We start from the raw sequence: 21212 nt of genomic DNA, 5'->3' as shown, positions 1-21212 counted from the left end.
GGCTTGGGAAATGCATCAGGTGCCGACAATGCCGCCATCCTTGCGGCGGATGGCCACGGTGGCAGAGCGCGGGCGTCCCCCCGCAGGTCCATCCGGCCAGCGGCTCACCGTTTGCGGCCGGTCGGGATCGCTGCGTTCGCTGGCCGTCTCACCGGGGTGCTGGATGTTGATGAATACGGCACGGCGATCCGGCGTGAAGGTGATGCCGGTGATCTCGCAGCCCGATGGGCCGGTCAGAAACCGCTTGGTCTCACCCGTGGACGGGTCGGCGCACAGCATCATGTTGTTGCCCAGGCCCCGGTAGGCCCCCTGGTGCAGGGCCGAGGTGGAAACATCGGTCTGGATTCAGAACAGGCCCCCGGCATCGACCTTGAGACCGTCCGGACAGCCATACATGTCGCCCAGGATCGCGCGGCGGTGCCCGGCTTTCTCGGCATTCGGGTCGCCCGCCAGCGCGAAGTGCATCCAGCGAAACTCGCCAGCGCCCGCGTCGCCGTGCTGCGTTGTGCCTTCGCGCCAGCGGATGATGTGACCCATGATGTTGTCGCCGCGCGCATTAGCGTCATCCGCGCCGCGTCCCGGCTGGCCGCGCTGGCCATTGTTGATGAGCGTCACAAACACTTCGCCGGTTTGCGGGTGCACGGCGATCCACTCGGGCCGGTCCATCTTGGTGGCGCCCGCCACGTCGGCGGCCTGGCGGCAGCGGATCAGCACCTCGGCCTGGCTGGCAAACCCCCGCTCGGCACTCAGGCCGTTTTGCCCATGCACCAGCGGCAGCCAGCGGCCATGGCCCTGCGCATCGAAGCGCGCCACGTACAGCGTGCCGTGGTCCAGCACCTGGCGGTTGGCCTGGTAGCCGCCCGGCACCACCCGGTCGCGGCTGACAAACTTGTAGATGTATTCGAACCGTTCATCGTCCCCCATGTAGACCACCGCGCGGCCGTCCTTGCTGAGGGTCGTGGTTGCGCCCTCGTGCTTGAAGCGGCCCAGCGCGGTGCGCTTGATGGGCGTCTGGGTCGGGTCCATCGGGTCGATCTCCACCACCCAGCCGAAACGGTGCGGCTCATGGGGATGCTTGGCGGCGTCGAAGCGCTCGTCATGTTCGTGCCAGCGGTAGCCCCAGCCGTTGGGGCCGAGTCCGTAGCGCAGCTCGTCGGCACCGGGGTTTGGCCGCGAGGAAAAATAGCCGTTCCAGTTCTCCTCGCAGGCCAGGTAGGTGCCCCACGGGGTTTGGCCCGCCGCGCAATTGTTGAGCGTGCCGAGCGAGCGCGTGCCCGACGGGTCGGCAGCCGTTTTGAGCAAGTCGTGGCCCGCTGCCGGGCCGCTGAGCCGCATGGGCGTGCTGGCTGTGATACGCCGCGCGTACATCGAATGCGGCATCACCTGCCAGACGCCGGCGCGCTCCACCACTTCGACTACGCTCACACCGTGCGCCGCCTGAGACTTGCGCACCTTGTCGGCGCTCCAGGTCTTCATGCCGTCAAGGTGCAGCAGGCCGTCGTCGGTGTACTCGTGATTGATGGCCAGCAGGCCGTGCCGCGGGTCCTGGTCCAGCGCGAAAAACTCCATGCCATCGTGGTGCATGCCCGCCTGCAGCGACTGCTCCTGCCAGGTGTTGGAGCCGTCGGACTCGAAGACGGGGGATCCCGCCGCCGACCCGATGGCGTCTCCCCATCGGTACAACACCTGCGCCTCGTATTCAACGGGCACGGTCAATGTGTCTGCCACCGACACCGGCACGCCGGTAAAGCCGAGCGGCTTGCCGGTGCCCGCGCTCGCGCCCCAGGTGTGCGATCCCATCAGCAACGCCACGGCGGCCGTGGTGCACTTGAAAACGTGACGCCGACCGCTATCCACCTCGTGAATGGACGGGTTGGGCGCGTCGTTCACGCCGTCATCCGGCTCAAAGCACTTGCGAAAACCCTTGCTCATTTTCATTCCCGCTGCTGTTCGACCCGGGAAGCTTGAACGCCCGCAGTGACGCGCCTGTGTCAATTTGGCGGCATTTGTGTGACAAGCCGCAAATTCGCTTTCAAAGTACGCCTTGCAGGCACACCGCGCCGCGCCGTGAGCTAAAGGTATGATGATTGGCTTGTCCGACACCAACGAGGGAATTCTTGCCATGAAACACATCGGATTTATCGGCGCCTCCGGCCTCATGGGCCATGGCGTTGCCAAGAACCTCCTGGCCAAGGGCTATGCCATGTCGCTCACGGTGCACCGCAACCAGGACCGCGTGGCCGACTTGCTGGCCGCTGGCGCCAAGCAGGTGTTCGGTGCGGCCGGGCTTGGTGCCTGCGACGTGGTGATCCTGTGCGTGACCGGCTCGCCACAGGTGGAAGCGTCCCTGGCCGGGCCGGGCGGCGTGCTGTCGAATGCCAGGGCTGGCCTGATCGTGATCGACACCTCCACCAGCGAGCCCGAATCCACTGCCCGGCTGGCCGCCCTGTGCCGCGAGCACGGCGCGACGCTGGTGGACGCACCACTCGCACGCTCGCCAGTAGAAGCCGAGCTCGGCAAGCTCAATACCATGGTCGGCGCGGATCCCGAGGTGTTCGCGCGCATCCAGCCGGTGCTGCAGGCCTATTGCGAAAACATCTTCCATGTGGGCGGACCGGGTGCCGGCCACGTCATCAAGCTGCTCAACAACTTTGTCGGCCAGGCCATCTGCACGGCCACCGCCGAAGCCTTTGCCGTGGGCGCCAAGGCTGGCGTGGACCTGCAGCAGCTCGTCAGCGTGATCGGCGCCGGCGCCGTCAACTCCGGCCTGTTCCAGGCCATGGCGAAGACCCTGGGCGGCGACTTCACCGGCCTCCGGTTCGAACTCGATAATGCGCGCAAGGACCTGCGCTACTACACCCATCTGGCCGAGCAGAATGGCGTACCGTCCCTCGTCGGCGAGGCCGTGCACCAGAGCCTGGCCACCGCATCGGCGCTCGGCTACGGCAGCGAGTTCGTGCCCGCGCTGGTGAGCGCACAGGAGCAACTCACGGGCGCGCGGATTGCACCACGCACCTGACGCCGGCGAGCTGAACTAAAACCGCGAGCCCACCGACAGCCGCCACATGTCTTGCGGCGTGAAGTTCACCTGGGGGTCATAGGCCAGCCGCACAAAGTACTGGTGCCAGTCGTAGGTGACCGACAGGCCCAGGCGGTGAATGGGGACGCCGTCGACCAGCCCGGTTTTGGCCAGCAGATCGAGCGTCAGCAGGCGCTGGTCTGCCACGGGCGTGCGGTACAGCAGGTGCACATTTTGCTGGCTCGGGTTCTGCCGGTTGTCGCGCACCACCTGCAGCGACAGCGACCGGCTCTGGCTCCAGCGATAGCCGCCCCACAGCATCCAGGCATCGTTCGGGTCAAAGTTGAGATTGGCGTAGTTGCGCAAATTGGTGCGGCCCAGCCCGGCCCCGGCAAACCAGGTGTCGCCGGTCTCCAGCCCCACGCCGCCGCCCCAGAACCCGCCCGAGGCCACCTGCAGCGATGGCATGAAACGCACCACCCCGAAATCGTAGGTCCGGTCCCAACCCGCACGCGGCTGCGAAACCTCCAGCACCGGCGAGCGAAACCAGCCCAGCCAGAGATCACCGAGTCCCGAGGTGTAGCGCAGGTTCAGGTCCAGCCCCAAGCCAGCAGGTAAGCCACCGCCCGACATCGAATACAGGCCGGCCGTGAGCTTGAAGGGCGTGGCGGCTGCGGGTACGGCATCGTCGGCCCGCGCCGGGCTCGCACCCGCCAGGAAGGCGGCCCCAAGCGCCAGAGCCACAGCGGCCCGGCTGCCCTTGTTGCGAGTTTTGCGTGGATGCTGGCGTGGGCGCAAATTCACGCCAGCCACTTTTGCAAAAACTGCGCCTGCCCCATGGCCGGGTCCAGTTGGTAGCCGGCAAAGCCGACGCGCTCGTACAGTCTGCGCGCGCCGTCGTTGCCGGACAGTACCTCGAGCGTGAGTTTGCAGGCGCCGCGCCCGCGCGCGATGCGCTCCACCTCGGCCAGCATCTGCGCCGCGACGCCCCGTCCCCGGTGGCTGGCAGCCACGACCACGTCGTGCACATTGACCAGCGGCCGGCAGGCAAAGGTGGAGAAGCCCTCGATGCAATTCACCAGCCCGACCGGCGAGGCACTTTCGACATCAGCGCCGTCGAACGCCAGCACACTGAAGGCCTGCGGCCGCGCTGCCAACTCACGCACAAGGTTCGCCTTGGTGAAATCGCTCAGCGGCTCGCCGCCGCCCGCCGGGTCGCGCGCGTAGGCGTCGAGCAGCGTAACCAGCGCTTGGGCGTGGGTGGGATTGGCGTAGTCGACCTTAACGACGGTGAAAGCAGCAGAAAGGGGCATGAAATGAGCTTCTAACCCTTTAGAATGATGCGATATATGCTAGTTAATTGATAGCAATCACTATGACCAGACAGCGCCAGCTCACCGTAATGTTTCCACCTGAACGGAAGTAGGGAGCGACCATCCAATACTAGCTATAGTTCTCTTGATCCGGGAAAGCGGTCCGCAGACGCTCAATCAGGTGTTGAACCTCCGGGCGTGTCGAGAACTGGGCAACCGCTTTGAGTTTCAGCTTCTCCGCCTCCAGCATTCGGCTTAGCGCGTGAAGTTCACGGATTAGCGGGGTGTACCTGAAACCGTCGTTGTGAAGCTCCTGAAGATTGACCAACATTGTGTCTGCCATGCTCCCATGACTGACGGCAATTCGACCAGTTGTACAACGCAATCGCATCGCTTCAGGCATCTCTTTCGTAATCATGGCATTTGCCGAAGAAGCGTAGGCCATTGCGGACTGAAATGTATTCCATACAACCTGAGACTGAAGTAACGAGCTGATCCGAAGATGAGCAATTTGTTGGAACTTTGAGTTGTCAAGGTCCAAGAAACCACGCTCAAGCTCCTTAATGTCAAAGTTTTCAGCAGTATCTCTGAATGACTTGCACACCTGAAGGCAGCGGGCCCAGTTGTGGCTTACCACGCCAAGTACAGACTCAATTTCTGCCGCAACGACGTCTACTCCCCCTTCAAGATATCTTTGCTTTACAAGTTCATACTCTTTTTGACGAAAGTAGACCCGAAGCGCAATGGACGAACCCAAGGCAACCGCCACTAGAGTAAACGCGCCTCTAAGCAATTCAATGCAGACTTGGAGCATTGGACTCAGTGATTCACAATGAAACGTTAACGAGAATTCGCAGACTTGCCGATACACTTCCATCGATAGAACGGCCGGAGGATGAGTTCATGATGTTGCCGCCTCAGTGCGTGACAAACACCATATACGTCGAGCCCCGAGCGGTCTTCATGTAAATAAGCTGTGTACCAACTTCACCGCCATACATGAATTTGAGTGAGCACGCCACTGTTGCGCCCTTGTAGCCGTAATTTGAGACAACAACGTCAATGGCTTTCCTCGTCGATTCGATTAGCTTCGCCTTTGTCCCGCCGCGCACGAAATCGCAGGACTTGAATATTTTTTCGTCCTTGGGAAGTAAAGCAATCTCTCGTTCCAGGGTCGCTATTCTTGCGGGGTCCGTTCGTTCGGTAAACGAATAGAAGGGCATTTTTCCATCGTCCCCTATCTGCACTGATTGGTAACCGTTCTTCTGTATCAATGTTTCCGGGTCAATGATCTCAGCCAACAATGCTAGTGGTAGGCATAGCAGCGCAACAGTGACCATGCTGCGAACAAAGCGCGGCATGCCAGTCAGGCGGGTGTATTGATTCATGACTGGCATAACCTCCTTGCATTTTATTCGTGTTTTCCAACCTACCTAAGCCGCAGGCTATCACTAACAACCCACATATCCCCGGCAACAATCACCCCGCCCTCACCGACTCTACCAGCCGCTGCGCACACGCCTTGGCCTGCCCCGCATCGCGCGCCTCCACCATCACGCGCAGCAGCGGTTCGGTGCCGCTGGCGCGGATCAGCACGCGGCCGGTGTTGTCGAGCTCGGCTTCGACGGCTTTGGTTTCTGCCGCGAGCCGGACGTTGGCTTTCCAGTCCTGGTCGGGCTGCAGCCGCACGTTGATCAGGGTTTGCGGGAACAGGGTCACCTCGGCCAGCATCTGGGCCATGCTGCGGCCACTGCGCACGCAGGCCTGCAGCACCTGCAGGGCGGAGATCAGGCCGTCGCCGGTGGTGTGTTTGTCCAGCGCCAGCAGATGGCCCGAGCCTTCGCCGCCGAGCAGCCAGCGGTTCCGCTCCAGCTCCTCTAGCACGTAGCGGTCGCCGACCCTGGCGCGCACGAACTGCAGGCCTTGCGCCTTGAGCGCCACTTCCACGGCCATATTGGTCATCAGGGTGCCGACCACGCCGGGGATGCGCTCGCCGCGCGCCAGCCGGTCGGCCACCATCAGGTACAGCAGCTCGTCACCGTTGTACAGGCGCCCCGTGGCATCGACAAGCTGCAGGCGGTCCGCATCGCCGTCGAGTGCGATGCCGTAGTCGGCCTGGCTGTCCCGCACGGCGCGCACCAGCGCCTGCGGGTGCGTGGCGCCGACGTCCTGGTTGATGTTCAGGCCGTCGGGCGCGCAGCCGATGGCGATGACCTCGGCGCCCAGCTCATGGAACACCTTGGGCGCGATGTGATAGGCCGCGCCGTGGGCCGCATCGACCACGATCTTCAGGCCCCTGAGCGTGAGCTCGTGCGCGAACGTGCTCTTGCAGAATTCGATATAGCGGCCGGCCGCGTCGTCGAGCCGGCGCGTCTTGCCCAGCGAGGCGGAGTCGGCCCAGGCCGGCGCCTCGCCCAGCGCCACTTCCACGGCCTGCTCCCAGGCATCGGGCAGCTTGCTGCCCTGCGCGCTGAAGAACTTGATGCCGTTGTCGGCGAAGGGGTTGTGGCTGGCGCTGATGACCACGCCCAGGCTCGCGCGCTGCGCCCGCGTGAGATACGCCACGCCGGGCGTCGGCAAGGGGCCGAGCAGCACCACGTCGACACCGGCAGAGTTGAAGCCCGATTCGAGCGCGCTCTCCAGCATGTAGCCGGAAATGCGGGTGTCCTTGCCGATCAGCACCGTGGGGCGCGCCTCGGATTTTTTGAGCACCTGGCCCACGGCGTGCGCCAGGCGCAGCACGAAGTCGGGCGTAATGGGCGGCTGGCCCACGGTGCCGCGGATGCCATCGGTGCCGAAGTATTTGCGTGTCATTGGTGTGTACTCCCCTTTATTGATCAGCATTGTCCGCTACCGGATTCATAGCGCGCAAGATTTTCAGTGCGGCCACGGTCTCGCGCACGTCATGAACCCGCACGATGGCCGCGCCGCGCTCCACCGCCAGCAGCACCGCGGCCACGCTGGGCACCATGCGTTCGCTCGCGGGCGGCGCCAGACCGTCAACAGCAGTCACCGCCGCCAGCGACGACTTGCGTGACCAGCCCGCGAGGATCGGATAGCCCGCCGCCAGCAGTTCCCGCTGGCGCGCCAGCAGCGCAAAGTTTTGCGCCACGGTCTTGCCGAAGCCGATGCCAGGATCCAGCGCAATGCGCGCCTTATCGACGCCCAGCCCTTGCAGGGCCTTGGCAGTTCGCTCCAGAAACGATAGCACCTGCGGCACCACGTCGCCCGCCATGGGCGCGGCCTGCATGGTCTGCGGCTCGCGGTGCATGTGCATGAGGCACACGCCGCAGCTGCGATGCGCGGCCACGACCTGCGCGGCGCCGCTCTGGCGCAAGGCCCAGATGTCGTTGATGATGTCGGCGCCCAGGTCCAGCGCGGCCTGCATGACTTGCGGCTTGTAGGTATCGACGGACAGCGGCACGCCCAGCTTGACCGCCTCCCTGAGCAGCGGCAGCACGCGCGCCAGTTCCTCGTCCAATGGCAGCGGCAGCGCGCCGGGACGGGTGGACTCGCCGCCGATGTCCAGGATGTGCGCCCCGTCCTTGAGCAGTTGTTCGCAGTGCTTGAGCGCGCTGGCGGTCGAGGTATGCTGGCCGCCGTCAGAAAACGAGTCGGGCGTGACGTTGACGATGCCCATCACGCGCGGCTGCGTCAGGTCCACAGAGTAGCGGGTGGTTTGCCAGAACATGTCTCGAGTCACAACAAAAACGGGGCGCAAGGCCCCGTTGATCCCATTCTTTAATCCTTCAGACCACGGTGGGCGCGGGATCCGGCTTGACCGCAGGCGGCGGGCCGTCGTTGCCGCCACCGGTGGCAGGCGGGATGCGCGGCGTCCAGTCCTTGGGCGGGCGCGGCTCCTTGCCGGCCATGATGTCGTCGAGCTGCTCGGTGTCGATGGTTTCCCACTCCAGCAAAGCCTTGGCCATGGCGTGCATTTTGTCGCTGTTGTCTTCGATCAGCTTGCGCGCCAGCGCGTATTGCTGGTCGATGATGCGGCGCACTTCCGCATCGACCTTTTGCATGGTCTCCTCAGACATGGTGGTGGTCTTGGTGACCGAGCGGCCCAGGAACACTTCGCCCTCGTTTTCGGCATAGACCATCGGGCCCAGCGCCTCGGTCATGCCGTAGCGCGTCACCATGTCGCGCGCAATCTGCGTGGCGCGCTCGAAGTCGTTGCTGGCGCCGGTGGTCATCTGGTGCATGAACACTTCCTCGGCGATGCGCCCGCCAAACAGCATGGCGATCTGGCTCAGCATGTATTCGCTGTCGTAGCTGTAACGGTCCTGCGCCGGCAGGCTCATGGTCACACCCAGCGCGCGTCCGCGCGGGATCACGGTGACTTTGTGCACGGGGTCGCACTTGGGCAACAGCTTGCCCAAAAGTGCATGGCCCGACTCGTGGTAGGCCGTGTTGCGGCGCTCTTCCTCGGGCATCACCATGCTCTTGCGCTCGGGGCCCATCAGGATCTTGTCCTTGGCCTTCTCGAAGTCCTGCATCTCGACCACGCGGGCGTTGCGCCGCGCGGCCATCAGGGCCGATTCGTTGCACAGGTTGGCCAGATCCGCACCGCTCATGCCGGGCGTGCCGCGCGCGATGATGCCGGCATTCACGTCCTGGCTGACCGGGATCTTGCGCATGTGAACGTGCAGGATCTGCTCGCGGCCCCGGATGTCGGGCAGCGTCACATACACCTGGCGGTCGAAGCGGCCGGGACGCAGCAGTGCGGCATCCAGGATGTCGGGCCGGTTCGTGGCAGCCACCACGATCACGCCCATATTGGTCTCGAAGCCGTCCATCTCGACCAGCATCTGGTTCAGGGTCTGCTCGCGCTCGTCGTTGCCGCCGCCCAGGCCCGCGCCACGCTGGCGGCCCACAGCGTCGATTTCGTCGATGAAGATGATGCAGGGCGCGTTTTTCTTGGCGTTCTCGAACATGTCGCGCACACGGGCCGCGCCCACGCCGACGAACATCTCGACGAAATCAGAACCCGAAATGCTGAAGAACGGCACCTTGGCTTCACCTGCGATACCCTTGGCCAGCAGGGTCTTGCCGGTGCCTGGAGGGCCCACCAGCAGCAGGCCGCGCGGGATGCGCCCGCCCAGTTTCTGGAATTTCTGCGGGTCTTTCAGGAAATCCACGACTTCCTTGACTTCTTCCTTGGCCTCGTCGCAGCCGGCCACATCGGCAAAGGTGACCGTATTGTTGTTCTCGTCCATCATGCGGGCCTTGCTCTTGCCGAAGCTGAACGCCCCGCCCTTGCCACCGCCCTGCATCTGTCGCATGAAGTAGACCCAGACCCCGATCAGGAGCAGCATCGGCCCCCAGCTGACCAGCAGGGTCATCAGGAGCGAGCCTTCTTCGCGCGGCTTGACGTCGAATTTGACGTTGTTGTTGATGAGATCGCCGATAAGCCCGCGGTCGAGGTAGGTCGCGGTCGTGCGGATCTTGCGGTCATCGTTGGTCAGGGCCACGATGTCCGTGCCGCCCTGGCCTTCCTGGATGGTCGCGCTCTTGATCTGGTTGCTGCGCACTTCGGCCAGGAAGTCGGAGTAACCCACATAGCCTGCACTGGTAGCGGCACGGGTATCAAACTGTTTGAATACCGTGAACAGCACCATGGCGATGACGAGCCAGATGGCGATTTTTGAGAACCACTGATTGTTCAAACGAGGCTCCGATAGCAAAAAGACAGCAGAAGGTGCCGGAACGCTTTTCCGGACCCCATGTACTTGTGATCCATTTTAGGCGTTTCAAGATGCGCTGGTACGGCTTTTGCCGCCAGCAGCCACAGGTGTTACAAGGGTTTGTGCGGCATTTCGCGTGGTTTCTTGCCTTGAATCATGCTCCAGCCTTGTTTCGATGAGGCCGATGCCGACCAGAAAGGTCTCCGACGATTTGTCGCGCGAGGCCTTGGGCTTGATGGGTTTGACGAGCTTGAAGGTGTCTTTGAACAATTTGGTCAGCGCGCTGTAGCCATCGCCATGGAACACCTTGGCCACCAGCGCCCCCTCGGGTTTCAGGTGGTTCTGGCTGAATTCCACCGCCAATTCCACCAGGTGCGCGATGCGCGCCGTGTCGGCCGACGCGATGCCCGAGAGGTTGGGAGCCATGTCGGAAACCACCACATCCGCTTTCCGGCCGTGCATTTCGTGCTCCAGTTTCTGTAGCACTTCGGGTTCGCGGAAATCGCCAGGCAGGAACACGACGCCTTCGATCGGCGCCATCGGCAGGAGGTCCAGCGCGATGATGGTGCCATTGAGCTCACCCATCGCCGCGCCGCCCGGCGACAGTTTGCGCCGCAGATACTGGCTCCAGGCGCCGGGGGTGGACCCCAGATCGACCACCAGATGGCCAGGCTTGATGAGGCCCAGCGTCTCGTCGATTTCCTTGAGTTTGTAGGCCGCGCGCGCCCGGTAGCCCTCGCGGGTGGCCAGCTTGACGTAAGGGTCGTTGACGTGGTCGTTCAGCCACGCCCTGTTGACTTTTTTACTTTTGGACTTCACTTTCTTTTCACTTTCATACTGCCTCGATAATACGGGGATGCCCCAAATTCAACTCACCCCCGCCCAGCGCAAGGTTCATCGCGCCGCCGCCCACCACCTCGACCCCGTGGTCATGGTCGGCGGCGACGGCCTGACGGCTGCCGTCAAAAAGGAAGCCGACGCCGCCCTCAATGCGCATGGGCTGATCAAGATACGCGTGTTCTCGGACGACCGCGCCGCGCGCGAACTGGTGTACCAGACGCTGGTCGATGAACTCGGCGCCGCTCCCATCCAGCATATCGGCAAACTGCTGATCCTGTGGCGGCCGCAACCCGAGAAGGAAAAGGTGATCGACGAGGACCGCATGGCCGGCCCGCGCGACTTCAAGGTGCTCAAGTACAGCAAGCGCGGCGGTCAGCGCCCCGAGGTCAAGACCCTGCGCGTGCTGGGCAACCAGCGCCTGACGGCCGGCGGCAAAGTCAAGCGGGCCAAACCCAAACCGCAGACCTCGGTCAAAAAACGCAGCCAGACCTGAGGCCATGACGACCGCGGCACTGCCTGTTGCGCCGCCCGAGCGCAACGTCATTTGCATGAAATGGGGCACCAAATACGGCCCCGAATACGTCAATCGCCTGTACGCCATGGTGCGCCGGCACCTGAGCGGCGCATTCCGCTTCGTCTGCCTGACCGACGACCGCCAGGGCATCCGGGCCGAGGTGGACTGCTTCCCGATCCCGGCGCTGGAGCTCGACGTGCCGCCCGGCACGCCGGACCGTGCCTGGAAGAAGCTGACCACCTTCTCGGCCGACCTGTACGGGCTCACCGGCACCGCGCTGTTTCTCGACGTCGACGTGGTGATCGTGGGCAGCCTCGACGCCTTTTTCAAGGAGCCGGGCGAGTTCCTGATCATCCGTGACTACCGGCGCCCCTGGCAGACGCGGCGCATCACCGGCAACTCCTCGGTGTACCGCTTTGAGCTGGGCGCGCACCCCGACGTACTGGCCTACTTCAAAGCCCATCCGGACGAGGTGCAGTCGCGCTTTCGCAACGAGCAGGCCTACCTGTCCGATTTCCTGCACCGCCAGGGCAAGCTGCGCTATTGGCCCGCGGCCTGGTGCCCCAGCTTCAAGTACCACAGCATCCCGCGCTGGCCGGCCAACTACTGGGCCGAGCCGGCCGTGCCCGTGGACGCGCGCATCGTGATCTTCCACGGCGAATGCAATCCGCCCGACGCACTGGCGGGCCGGCGCAACCGGCGCTTTAGCGCCATGCGCCCGGCCGGATGGGTCGCGACGCACTGGAAGGAATAGCCCTCAATCCGCGGCACGCTCACGCCGTCCGCTGCGTCACCAGAGGCCGTCCGGTCAGCCGGGAGAGGATCGCCAGTGGGCTGGCCTGCGGGTCGTATTGATGTTCGGGCGCCAGAAACAGCGTCTGCTCCAGCATGTACTGGCCCGACATCACGGCGTGCGAGGTCTGGTCGGAAAAACACACCCAGACCGAGCCCGCCGGGAACGGCACCGTGGCCTGGTCGGCCGTTTGCTGGTAGTCCAGGTCGCTCTTCATGCCGTCGTGCAGCTGCAGCATCAGGTGGTCGTATTCCGAACGCAGCGACTTGGTCACGTGCAGCGCGCGCAGTGCCCGGGCCTGCCACGGTGAATAAGCCCTGGCGCGCGGCAAAAACCGCCGCGCCACGGTCTCGAACGGTTCGCCCACGCGCCAGACCCGGGGTAGCCCGGACGGATTGACATTAGTGAACACGCGCAGGATGCGCTCGCCGTCATTCGGACGCGACGGAAAGGCATCGACATGCAGCCGGCGATCATCTGCACGCCAGGACTGCTGGCGCGACTCCACCTGCATCGGCCGGTAGCTGGTCGGCGCCAGGCGCAGGAACCCGGTGTAGTGCGGCAGCAGCGCGGCAATGAGCTGCTGCGACTGCGCCCGAAAGCGCCCGATCATCGCGGCCAGCGCCTGCACCGTGGCCGGCTCGCCGTTGGCGCCGCGCAGCGCACCCTTGGCGTCCAGGCTGATGTTGCGCGACTTGGGCGACAGCACGCCGGGGTTGAGCAGACCCGCCTCCTGCGGCAGCAACTCGAAACCCAGGCGCGGAAAATACAGCACCTTGCCGGCCTCCAGCGCCGCCGTCCACGCCGCGTTGGCCTGGACGGCCTGCCAGGCCGTTGCCTCGATTTCCACAATTTGTGATTCCACTGCCGTGCCCCTGGACAAAAAGATCAAGCCATTGCAACAGGATAACGCGCTGCCGGGGCGCACCGCAGAAGGACGAGTGTCAGTCAGGTAGCCGCGGAGCCGGCACCAGCGTCCACAGCACCACGCCGGCGCACAGCCACTGCACCAGGTACATCGCACTGCCCACGCCGTGCCAGAGCCTGAGGTTCTCGCGCGCCACGATCCGGGGCGCCACGGCAAACTGGCTGAGCAGGGCCAGCAGCAGGCCGAGAACTATAAAAATAATAGCGAACTGTGCCCACTCAGCAAGGGCTTGGGACTGTTTTGACGTCGAGAGCAGCAACAGCAGCAGGCCGCAGGCGACCGACACCCAGGTTTGCGCCGCGAACAGCTTGGCCGCCATGCCGCCCGCCATCGCCGGCGTAGGCAGGTTGGCAAACAGCAAGGGCACCACCAGAAAACCGATGGTCGTCAAACTGCCCCACCACAGGGCGGCAATCAGGGCCGGAAAACGTCGCTTCAAAACGTGCGCCACTCAGAGATAGGACACCGCCACAATTTCGAAGTGCTTCACGCCGCCGGGCGTCTGCACTTCGGCGGTGTCGCCTTCTTCCTTGCCGATCAGCGCGCGCGCGATCGGGCTGCCGATGTTGACCAGGCCGAGCTTGAGGTCGGCTTCGTCCTCGCCAACGATCTGGTATTTGACGATGTTGCCCGAGACTTCATCTTCGAGTTCCACGGTGGCCCCGAACACCACTTTGCCGCCGGCCTCCAGCGTGGACGGGTCGATCACCAGCGAGCCCGACAGCTTGCTCTCGACCTCCTGGATGCGGCCTTCGATAAAGCCCTGGCGGTCCTTGGCCGCTTCATATTCGGCGTTTTCGCTCAGGTCGCCCTGGGCTCTGGCCTCGGCGATCGCATTGATGACCCAGGGCCGGTCAACCGTCTTGAGCTTGTGCAACTCGGCCTTGAGTTTCTCTGCGCCGCGTTTGGTAATGGGAATGGTAGCCATAGGATTTTCAACAAAAGGTTCATCAAAAAGGAAACCGCCGAGCGTTGCCGTCCGGCGGTGTCTTGATACGCGGATTATGCCGCGATTGTTATTTCCGACTCAAGCAGCGGCGAGTTGGGCATGCAATTCCTGCACGGAATGCACGTCCAGGTCGTCCAGGTACTTCATGCCCTCGACCGCCGCCTCCGCGCCGAAGATGGTGGTGAACGTGGTCACGCGCGCCTGCAGCGACGAGGTGCGGATGGCGCGCGAGTCGGCAATCGCGTTGCGGCGTTCCTCCACGGTGTTGATGACCAGCGCGATCTCGTTATTCTTGATCATGTCCACGATGTGCGGGCGCCCTTCGGTGACCTTGTTCACGCTCACGCAGGCGATGCCGGCCTGCGCAATGGCGGCGGCCGTGCCCTTGGTGGCCACCAGCTCGAACCCCATGGCCGCCAGTCCGCGCGCGATGTCCACCGCGCGCGGCTTGTCGTTGTTCTTCACCGAGATGAAGGCCTTGCCGCCGCGCGGCAGCCGGGTGCCCGCGCCGATCTGCGACTTCACATAGGCTTCGCCGAAGGTCTTGCCGACCCCCATGACCTCGCCCGTGGACTTCATCTCGGGGCCGAGAATCGTGTCCACGCCGGGGAACTTGACGAACGGGAAAACCGCCTCCTTCACGCTGAAATAGGGCGGCGTGACCTCGTCAAAAATGCCCTGGGCATCGAGCGATTGCCCGACCATGCAGCGCGCCGCCACCTTGGCCAGCTGGATGCCGGTGGCCTTGCTGACAAACGGCACGGTGCGCGAGGCGCGCGGGTTGACTTCGAGCACGTAGATCACGTCGCGGCCGTCCACCTGCTGGATCGCAAACTGCACATTCATCAGCCCGACGACGTGTAGCGCCTTGGCCATGGCGGCCGTCTGCACCTTGAGCTCGGCCACGGTGGCGGCGGACAGGTAGTACGGCGGCAGCGAACAGGCCGAGTCGCCGCTGTGCACGCCGGCCTGCTCGATGTGCTCCATCACGCCGCCGATGAACACGCGCTGGCCATCGCAAATGGCATCGACATCACATTCGATCGCGTTGTTCAGGAAGTGGTCCAGCAGCACCGGCGAGTCGTGGCTGACCTTGACCGCCTCGCGCATGTAGCGCTCCAGATCGCGCTGTTCGTGCACGATTTCCATCGCGCGGCCACCGAGCACATAGCTCGGGCGCACCACCAGCGGGTAACCCAGCGCGGCGGCCTTCTCCAGTGCCTCGGGTTCGGTGCGCGCGGTGGCATTGGGCGGCTGGCGCAGCCCCAACTCGTCGAGCAGGTGCTGGAAGCGCTCGCGGTCTTCGGCCGCATCGATCATGTCGGGCGAGGTGCCGATGATGGGCACGCCGTTGGCCTCCAGATCGAGCGCGAGCTTGAGCGGCGTCTGGCCGCCGTACTGCACGATCACGCCGAAGGGCCTTTCCTTGTCGACGATCTCCAGCACGTCTTCCAGCGTCAGCGGCTCGAAGTACAGGCGGTCCGAGGTGTCGTAGTCGGTCGACACGGTCTCGGGGTTGCAGTTGACCATGATGGTCTCGTAGCCATCTTCGCGCAGGGCAAGCGCCGCGTGCACGCAGCAGTAGTCGAACTCGATGCCCTGGCCGATGCGGTTCGGGCCGCCGCCCAGCACCATGATTTTCTTCCTGTCGGTGGGTTCGGCTTCGCACTCGCCGCCCTCGGCCTCGTAGGTCGAATACAGGTAGGCGGTATTGGTCGCAAACTCGGCCGCGCAGGTGTCCACGCGCTTGTAGACGGGTCGCACGCCGAGTGCAATGCGTTTCTCGCGGACCGCGGTGTCGGTGGTCTTGAGCTGGCGCGCGAGACGGCGGTCGGAGAACCCTTTTTGCTTGAGCGCGCGCAGCGTCGCCGCGTCGATGTCGTCCAGCGATTGGGTTTCCAGCTCCAGCTCGATCTTGACGATCTGCTCGATCTGCACCAGGAACCAGGGGTCGATCTTGGTCAGCGCAAACACCTCGTCCACGCTCATGCCCTGGGCGAACGCGTCGCCCACGTACCAGATGCGCTCCGGGCCGGGCTCGCCCAGCTCTTTTTCCAGCACTTCGCGGTCCTGGGTTTTTTCGTTCATGCCGTCAACGCCGACCTCCAGGCCGCGCAGCGCCTTCTGGAACGATTCCTGGAAGGTGCGGCCCATGGCCATGACTTCACCGACCGACTTCATCTGCGTGGTCAGGCGCGAGTCGGCCTGCGGGAATTTCTCGAAGGCGAAGCGCGGAATCTTGGTGACCACGTAGTCGATGCTGGGCTCGAAGCTGGCGGGCGTGGCGCCGCCGGTGATCTCGTTGCGCAGCTCATCGAGCGTGTAGCCGACGGCCAGCTTGGCCGCGACCTTGGCGATCGGAAAGCCCGTGGCCTTGGAGGCCAGCGCCGAGGAGCGCGAGACGCGCGGATTCATCTCGATCACGATCATGCGGCCGTCCACCGGATTCACCGAGAACTGCACGTTCGAGCCCCCGGTATCCACCCCGATCTCGCGCAGCACCGCGAGCGAGGCGTTGCGCATGATCTGGTATTCCTTGTCGCTCAGGGTCTGCGCCGGCGCCACGGTGATCGAGTCGCCCGTGTGCACACCCATCGGATCCAGGTTCTCGATCGAGCAGACGATGATGCAGTTGTCCGCCTTGTCGCGCACCACCTCCATCTCGTACTCTTTCCACCCAAGCAGCGATTCCTCGATCAGCAGTTCGCTGGTCGGCGAGGCTTCCAGGCCGCGTTTGCAGATGGTTTCAAACTCGTCCGGGTTGTAGGCAATGCCGCCGCCCGTGCCGCCCAGCGTGAAGCTGGGACGGATGACGGTCGGAAAGCCCAGCGTCTTTTGCACACCCCAGGCCTCGTCCATGCTGTGCGCTATCCCTGAGCGTGCCGAGCCCAGACCGATCCGGGTCATCGCGTCCTTGAATTTCAGGCGGTCCTCGGCCTTGTCGATGGCCTCCGGCGTGGCGCCGATCAGTTCCACCTTGTACTTGTCGAGCACGCCGTTGCGCCACAGGTCGAGCGCGCAGTTCAGCGCGGTCTGCCCGCCCATGGTCGGCAGGATCGCGTCCGGCTTTTCGCGCGCGATGATCTTCTCGACCGTTTGCCAGGTGATGGGCTCGATGTAGGTCACGTCGGCCGTGGCCGGGTCGGTCATGATCGTGGCGGGGTTGCTGTTGATCAGGATGACCTTGTAGCCCTCCTCGCGCAACGCCTTGCAGGCCTGCACGCCCGAGTAGTCGAACTCGCAGGCCTGGCCGATGATGATCGGGCCGGCGCCGATGATGAGAATGCTCTTGATGTCTGTGCGCTTGGGCATTTAGTTCTTCTCCCGTGCCGTTTCCATGAGCGCGATGAAGCGGTCAAACAAATAGCCGATGTCGTGCGGGCCCGGCGAGGCTTCAGGGTGCCCCTGAAAGCAGAAGGCCGGCTTGTCGGTGCGCGCCATGCCCTGCAACGTGCCGTCGAACAGGCTGACGTGCGTGGCACGCAGGTTCGCCGGCAGCGTTTTCTCGTCCACCGCGAAGCCATGGTTCTGGCTGGTGATGCTGACGCGGCCCGTGTCCAGATCTTTCACCGGATGGTTGGCGCCGTGGTGGCCGAACTTCATCTTGAAGGTGCGCGCGCCGCTGGCCAGCGCCATGATCTGGTGCCCCAGGCAGATGCCGAAGACGGGAACGCCCGACTCGATCAGCTCGCGCGTGGCGTCGATCGCATAGTCGCAGGGCTCCGGATCGCCCGGACCGTTGGACAGGAACACGCCATCGGGCTGGAGTTTGAGCACATCGGCCGCAGGCGTCTGCGCGGCCACCACGGTGACCCTGCAGCCGCGCCGGCTGAGCATGCGCAGGATATTGCTCTTGACGCCCCAATCGTAGGCGACCACGTGAAACCTGGGGGCTGTCTGCTCGCCGTAGCCGGGTTTGCCCTCAACGTTGGCAAGCTGCCATTCGGTCTGCGTCCAGTCGTAGGGCGAGTCGATCGACACCACCCGGGCCAGATCGAGCCCGGTCATGTCGGGCGCGGCTTGTGCCAGCGCCACGGTTTTGTCGATCAGCGCGGGGGTCACCTTCTCCCCCGCCGCCAGACCCATGATGCAGCCGTTTTGTGCGCCTTGTGTGCGCAGGTGCCGCGTGAGCTTGCGGGTGTCGATGTTGGCGATCGCGACCGTCTTTTCCCGGATCAGGTACTCGGACAGGGTCATGGTCTTGCGGAAGTTGGACGCCACCAGCGACAAGTCCTTGATGATCAGGCCGGCGGCATACACGCGCCTGGCCTCCACGTCTTCGGCATTGATGCCGTAGTTGCCGATGTGCGGGTACGTGAGGGTGACGATTTGCTGGCAGTAGCTGGGGTCAGTGAGGATTTCCTGGTAGCCGGTCATGGCGGTGTTGAACACCACTTCGCCGACGGTGGTGCCTGGGGCACCAATGGAATTGCCAACAAAGACCGTGCCGTCTGCGAGCGCCAGGATGGCGGGCGGGAAGTTTCCCTGTAGAGACAAAAGCACTGGGTTCTCCGGGTTGATGACGGTTCGCCCAAGCGTGCACAAGAAACGACTCTTGGTTGCTGCTTTTGTGAGGGGTTTGGCTTGAATGCGGCTTAGGCGAAGCTGATTTGGGAAAGCTGTTGATTATAACTGAGGGGCAGCATGCGGCTGCCCAGAAGCTGCAGCGACCGCGCTGGCGTGCAGGCAAATGGCGGCGGCGGCGGCCACGTTGAGCGATTCCTCGCCGCCCGGCTGCTCGATGCGCACCGACAGGCTGGCGCGCGCCATCAGTGCCGCGCCCACGCCCTGCCCTTCGTGCCCGAGCGCCCAGGCACATGGCATCGGCAATTTTTGCTCTTGCAAGGCGCTCCCGGTGTGCGAACTGGTCACGACGACGGGCACCGTCAACGCATCCAGCGCGTCCGGCTCGACGCCCTCGACCAGCCGCAGCGCGAAGTGCGCGCCCATGCCGGCCCGCAACACCTTGGGCGACCACAGCGCCGCCGTGCCCTTGAGCGCAATGATCTGGCCAAAACCAAACGCTGCCGCGCTGCGCAGGATGGAGCCCACATTGCCGGCGTCCTGCACCCGGTCCAGGATCACCGAGGCCGCGTCGGGCACCAGCGCGGGGGTGGCCGGCAGGTCGATCACAAAAGCCATGCGGGCCGGCGACTCCAGCGCGCTGATGCCGGACAGCAGCACATCGGCAATCACTATTGTTTTGATAGCTACCTGTGTCCATTGCACCGGGGCTAGAGGCCAAAAAGACTCCGAAAATACGGCGATGGCCGGTTGCACGCCACGTGCCAGGGCGGCGCGGCACAGATGGTCGCCTTCGAGCCAGACTTGTCCCCGCTTGCGGTAGGCCGTGCCGTCCTGCGAGAGCCGGCGCAGCTCCTTGAGCAAGGCGTTGTCGCGCGACGTGATGTGGATCGCGCTCATCGCAGCACCCTGGATACCGGTGCAAACGTTTTGCGGTGCTGCGGGCACGCACCATGCACCTGCAGCGCCGCCATGTGCTCGGCCGTGCCGTAGCCCTTGTGCCCGGCAAAGCCGTATTGCGGATACTGCTCGTGATACTGCACGCACCAGCGGTCGCGGTGTACCTTGGCCAGAATCGACGCGGCCGAAATCGCGGGCACCAGCGCGTCGCCCTTGACGATGGCCTCGGCCAGCATGTCAAGCTGCGGCAGCCGGTTGCCGTCGACCAGCACCTTGGCCGGCTTCAGTCGCAGGCCCTGCACGGCGCGCTGCATGGCCAGCATCGTCGCCTGCAGGATGTTGAGGCGGTCGATTTCCTCCACGCTGGCCTCGGCAATCGAGCAGCACAGCGCCTTGGCACGGATTTCATCAAACAGCTGCTCGCGCTTGCGCGCGCTGAGCTTTTTGGAGTCGGCCAGGCCCTGGATCGGATTCAGCTCATCCAGGATCACCGCCGCCGCCACCACCGGTCCGGCCAGCGGACCGCGGCCCGCCTCGTCCACGCCGGCCACCAGGCCCGGCGCGTCCCAGACCAGCAGGGCCTGCTCAGGCTTGAAGAATTTTCTGGATCGCATCGGTCGCCAGGGTGGCCGTGTCGCGCCGCAATTCGGTGTGCAGCGTGGTGAATCGTTGTTGGACGGCCGCTATTTTCTCAGGCGCGGCCTGCAGCCATTGCAGCACGGCATCCGCCAGCGCCCGCGGTGTCGCCGCATCCTGCAGCAATTCCGGCACGACAAAGTCGCGGCACAAAATATTGGGCAGCCCGACCCAGGGCTGCAACTGCTTGCGCCGCATGATGTGCCAGGACATCCAGTTCATGTTGTAGGCAATCACCATCGGTCGCTTGTACAGGGCCGCCTCCAGCGTCGCCGTGCCGCTGGCGATCAGGGTGACGTCGCAAGCGGCCAGCGCGGTGTGCGACTGGCTCGGCAAGATTTGCAGACCGTCGCCCAGACCGCTGGCCAGCGCCATCTGCTCCAGCCTGGCCTTCAGCGCCGGCACCGCGGGAACTATGAATTTGATAGCGGGCTGCGCTTTCCTGATAAGGGCTGCAGCCTCAAAGAATCTTGAAGCGAGATACTGGACTTCGGATTGGCGGCTGCCCGGCAATAGCGCCACGACCTTGTCATCAGGACTCAGACCCAGCTTCAAACGCGCGGCTTGCCGATCCGGCTGCAGGGGAATCACACTGGCCAGCGGGTGCCCCACATAGGTGGCGGCGATGCCGTGGCTCTCCAGCAGCGCCGGTTCGAACGGGAAAATGCACAGCACATGGTCCACACTGCGTTGCAGCTTTTGCACCCGGTCGGCACGCCAGGCCCAGATCGAGGGGCAGATGAAGTGCACGGTCTTGATGCCCTGCGCCTTCAACGCCGCTTCCAGGTCGAGATTGAAGTCGGGCGCATCGATCCCGATGAACATCTGCGGGCGCTCAAGCAGCAGCCGGGCCTTGAGCTGGTTGCGAATGCGCAGGATGCCGCGGTAGTGCCGCAGCACTTCGACGTAGCCGCGCACGGCCAGCGCCTCGCTGGGCCACCAGGCCTCGAAACCGCGCTCTGCCATGTTCGGCCCGCCGATGCCACCGGCCTGGACCTGCGGCCAGCGCTTGCGCAAGCCATCCAGCAGCAATCCGGCCAGCAGGTCGCCCGAGGTTTCGCCAGCCACCATCGCGATGTGCGGCGCAGTGTCATGCGCTGGCATGCGTG

At 64.2% G+C, this 21212-nt stretch carries 19 protein-coding genes and 1 pseudogene; 3 read left to right on the top strand and 17 right to left on the bottom strand.

The features are described 5' to 3' along the window. Positions 1-15: 15 nt before the first annotated feature. A pseudogene (locus EUB48_RS09410) lies at positions 16-1800 on the bottom strand (PhoX family protein). A 322-nt stretch (positions 1801-2122) separates the two neighbouring features. On the opposite strand from EUB48_RS09410, the gene EUB48_RS09405 reads away from it, so the two are divergent. After that, entirely contained in the window at positions 2123-3019 is an 897-nt protein-coding gene (locus tag EUB48_RS09405) for an NAD(P)-dependent oxidoreductase (protein ID WP_142818632.1), read from the top strand. Positions 3020-3034: 15 nt separating this feature from the next. Here the strand turns inward: EUB48_RS09405 and EUB48_RS09400 are convergent, their stop codons facing one another. The 8 genes from EUB48_RS09400 to EUB48_RS09365 form a co-directional block, all read right to left on the bottom strand. Further along, on the bottom strand, positions 3035-3823 hold the full coding sequence (locus EUB48_RS09400; RefSeq protein ID WP_244618384.1) for a hypothetical protein: 789 nt from the start codon (positions 3821-3823) through the stop codon (positions 3035-3037). Further along, complete coding sequence (locus EUB48_RS09395) at positions 3820-4332, bottom strand: GNAT family N-acetyltransferase (protein ID WP_142818631.1); 513 nt, start codon at positions 4330-4332, stop codon at positions 3820-3822. The genes EUB48_RS09400 and EUB48_RS09395 overlap by 4 nt, the downstream gene beginning before the upstream one ends. Before the next feature lie 130 nt (positions 4333-4462). Next, the gene (locus EUB48_RS09390; RefSeq protein ID WP_142818630.1) at positions 4463-5146 is read right to left on the bottom strand and encodes a hypothetical protein; all 684 of its coding nucleotides are present in this window, start codon (positions 5144-5146) and stop codon (positions 4463-4465) included. Positions 5147-5249: 103 nt separating this feature from the next. Continuing rightward, complete coding sequence (locus EUB48_RS09385) at positions 5250-5720, bottom strand: hypothetical protein (RefSeq protein ID WP_142818629.1); 471 nt, start codon at positions 5718-5720, stop codon at positions 5250-5252. Positions 5721-5811: 91 nt separating this feature from the next. After that, positions 5812-7146: a phosphoglucosamine mutase gene (gene glmM / locus EUB48_RS09380; RefSeq protein WP_142818628.1), complete on the bottom strand. Its 1335-nt coding sequence runs from the start codon at positions 7144-7146 to the stop codon at positions 5812-5814. A gap of 16 nt (positions 7147-7162) precedes the next feature. Next, positions 7163-8023, bottom strand: coding sequence for a dihydropteroate synthase (gene folP, locus EUB48_RS09375; protein WP_142818627.1), 861 nt, complete (start codon positions 8021-8023; stop codon positions 7163-7165). A 58-nt stretch (positions 8024-8081) separates the two neighbouring features. After that, positions 8082-10001 carry an ATP-dependent zinc metalloprotease FtsH gene (ftsH, locus tag EUB48_RS09370; protein WP_142818626.1) on the bottom strand — a complete coding sequence of 640 codons (1920 nt, stop codon included), beginning with the start codon at positions 9999-10001 and terminating at the stop codon, positions 8082-8084. Positions 10002-10085: 84 nt separating this feature from the next. Further along, the gene (locus tag EUB48_RS09365) at positions 10086-10838 is read right to left on the bottom strand and encodes an RlmE family RNA methyltransferase (RefSeq protein ID WP_244618383.1); all 753 of its coding nucleotides are present in this window, start codon (positions 10836-10838) and stop codon (positions 10086-10088) included. 37 nt (positions 10839-10875) lie between these two features. Between EUB48_RS09365 and EUB48_RS09360 the strand changes: the two genes are divergently transcribed. Both EUB48_RS09360 and EUB48_RS09355 read left to right on the top strand, forming a co-directional pair. Next, complete coding sequence (locus EUB48_RS09360; RefSeq protein ID WP_142818624.1) at positions 10876-11352, top strand: YhbY family RNA-binding protein; 477 nt, start codon at positions 10876-10878, stop codon at positions 11350-11352. Between the two features lie 4 nt (positions 11353-11356). After that, a complete protein-coding gene (locus EUB48_RS09355) occupies positions 11357-12127 on the top strand; it encodes a glycosyltransferase (RefSeq protein ID WP_142818623.1) in 771 nt (256 codons plus the stop codon). Positions 12128-12146: 19 nt separating this feature from the next. On the opposite strand, the gene EUB48_RS09350 is transcribed toward EUB48_RS09355, so the two are convergent. The 8 genes from EUB48_RS09350 to lpxB form a co-directional block, all read right to left on the bottom strand. Next, positions 12147-13031 carry a Kdo hydroxylase KdoO gene (locus tag EUB48_RS09350; RefSeq protein WP_142818622.1) on the bottom strand — a complete coding sequence of 295 codons (885 nt, stop codon included), beginning with the start codon at positions 13029-13031 and terminating at the stop codon, positions 12147-12149. Between the two features lie 79 nt (positions 13032-13110). Beyond that, complete coding sequence (locus tag EUB48_RS09345; protein WP_142818621.1) at positions 13111-13533, bottom strand: DUF4149 domain-containing protein; 423 nt, start codon at positions 13531-13533, stop codon at positions 13111-13113. Positions 13534-13545: 12 nt separating this feature from the next. Beyond that, the gene (gene greA / locus EUB48_RS09340) at positions 13546-14022 is read right to left on the bottom strand and encodes a transcription elongation factor GreA (protein ID WP_142818620.1); all 477 of its coding nucleotides are present in this window, start codon (positions 14020-14022) and stop codon (positions 13546-13548) included. 99 nt (positions 14023-14121) lie between these two features. Then, on the bottom strand, positions 14122-17355 hold the full coding sequence (gene carB, locus EUB48_RS09335; protein ID WP_142818619.1) for a carbamoyl-phosphate synthase large subunit: 3234 nt from the start codon (positions 17353-17355) through the stop codon (positions 14122-14124). Next, on the bottom strand, positions 17356-18546 hold the full coding sequence (gene carA, locus EUB48_RS09330; protein ID WP_142818618.1) for a glutamine-hydrolyzing carbamoyl-phosphate synthase small subunit: 1191 nt from the start codon (positions 18544-18546) through the stop codon (positions 17356-17358). Positions 18547-18669: 123 nt separating this feature from the next. Then, positions 18670-19467, bottom strand: coding sequence for a TrmH family RNA methyltransferase (locus EUB48_RS09325; RefSeq protein ID WP_142818617.1), 798 nt, complete (start codon positions 19465-19467; stop codon positions 18670-18672). Beyond that, entirely contained in the window at positions 19464-20081 is a 618-nt protein-coding gene (rnhB, locus tag EUB48_RS09320) for a ribonuclease HII (RefSeq protein ID WP_142818616.1), read from the bottom strand. Before rnhB ends, EUB48_RS09325 begins: the two co-directional genes overlap by 4 nt. Beyond that, a complete protein-coding gene (gene lpxB, locus EUB48_RS09315) occupies positions 20053-21207 on the bottom strand; it encodes a lipid-A-disaccharide synthase (protein ID WP_244618382.1) in 1155 nt (384 codons plus the stop codon). The genes rnhB and lpxB overlap by 29 nt, the downstream gene beginning before the upstream one ends. Positions 21208-21212: the final 5 nt, after the last annotated feature.

The organism is Rhodoferax sediminis (assembly GCF_006970865.1).
GTDB classification, from domain to species: Bacteria; Pseudomonadota; Gammaproteobacteria; order Burkholderiales; family Burkholderiaceae_C; genus Rhodoferax_A; species Rhodoferax_A sediminis.
The sequence above is the reverse complement of the archived record's forward strand: the minus strand, read 5'-3'. Positions and strand labels throughout refer to the sequence as shown.

Coding starts and splice junctions, on each gene's coding strand:
- rnhB (WP_142818616.1), bottom strand. CDS start 20,081: ATGCGATCCAGAAAATTCTTCAAGCCTGAGCAGGCCCTGCTGGTCTGG.
- EUB48_RS09405 (WP_142818632.1), top strand. CDS start 2,123: ATGAAACACATCGGATTTATCGGCGCCTCCGGCCTCATGGGCCATGGC.
- EUB48_RS09360 (WP_142818624.1), top strand. CDS start 10,876: ATGCCCCAAATTCAACTCACCCCCGCCCAGCGCAAGGTTCATCGCGCC.
- lpxB (WP_244618382.1), bottom strand. CDS start 21,207: ATGCCAGCGCATGACACTGCGCCGCACATCGCGATGGTGGCTGGCGAA.
- EUB48_RS09395 (WP_142818631.1), bottom strand. CDS start 4,332: ATGCCCCTTTCTGCTGCTTTCACCGTCGTTAAGGTCGACTACGCCAAT.
- glmM (WP_142818628.1), bottom strand. CDS start 7,146: ATGACACGCAAATACTTCGGCACCGATGGCATCCGCGGCACCGTGGGC.
- folP (WP_142818627.1), bottom strand. CDS start 8,023: ATGTTCTGGCAAACCACCCGCTACTCTGTGGACCTGACGCAGCCGCGC.
- EUB48_RS09325 (WP_142818617.1), bottom strand. CDS start 19,467: ATGAGCGCGATCCACATCACGTCGCGCGACAACGCCTTGCTCAAGGAG.
- greA (WP_142818620.1), bottom strand. CDS start 14,022: ATGGCTACCATTCCCATTACCAAACGCGGCGCAGAGAAACTCAAGGCC.
- EUB48_RS09385 (WP_142818629.1), bottom strand. CDS start 5,720: ATGAATCAATACACCCGCCTGACTGGCATGCCGCGCTTTGTTCGCAGC.
- EUB48_RS09390 (WP_142818630.1), bottom strand. CDS start 5,146: ATGCTCCAAGTCTGCATTGAATTGCTTAGAGGCGCGTTTACTCTAGTG.
- carB (WP_142818619.1), bottom strand. CDS start 17,355: ATGCCCAAGCGCACAGACATCAAGAGCATTCTCATCATCGGCGCCGGC.
- EUB48_RS09355 (WP_142818623.1), top strand. CDS start 11,357: ATGACGACCGCGGCACTGCCTGTTGCGCCGCCCGAGCGCAACGTCATT.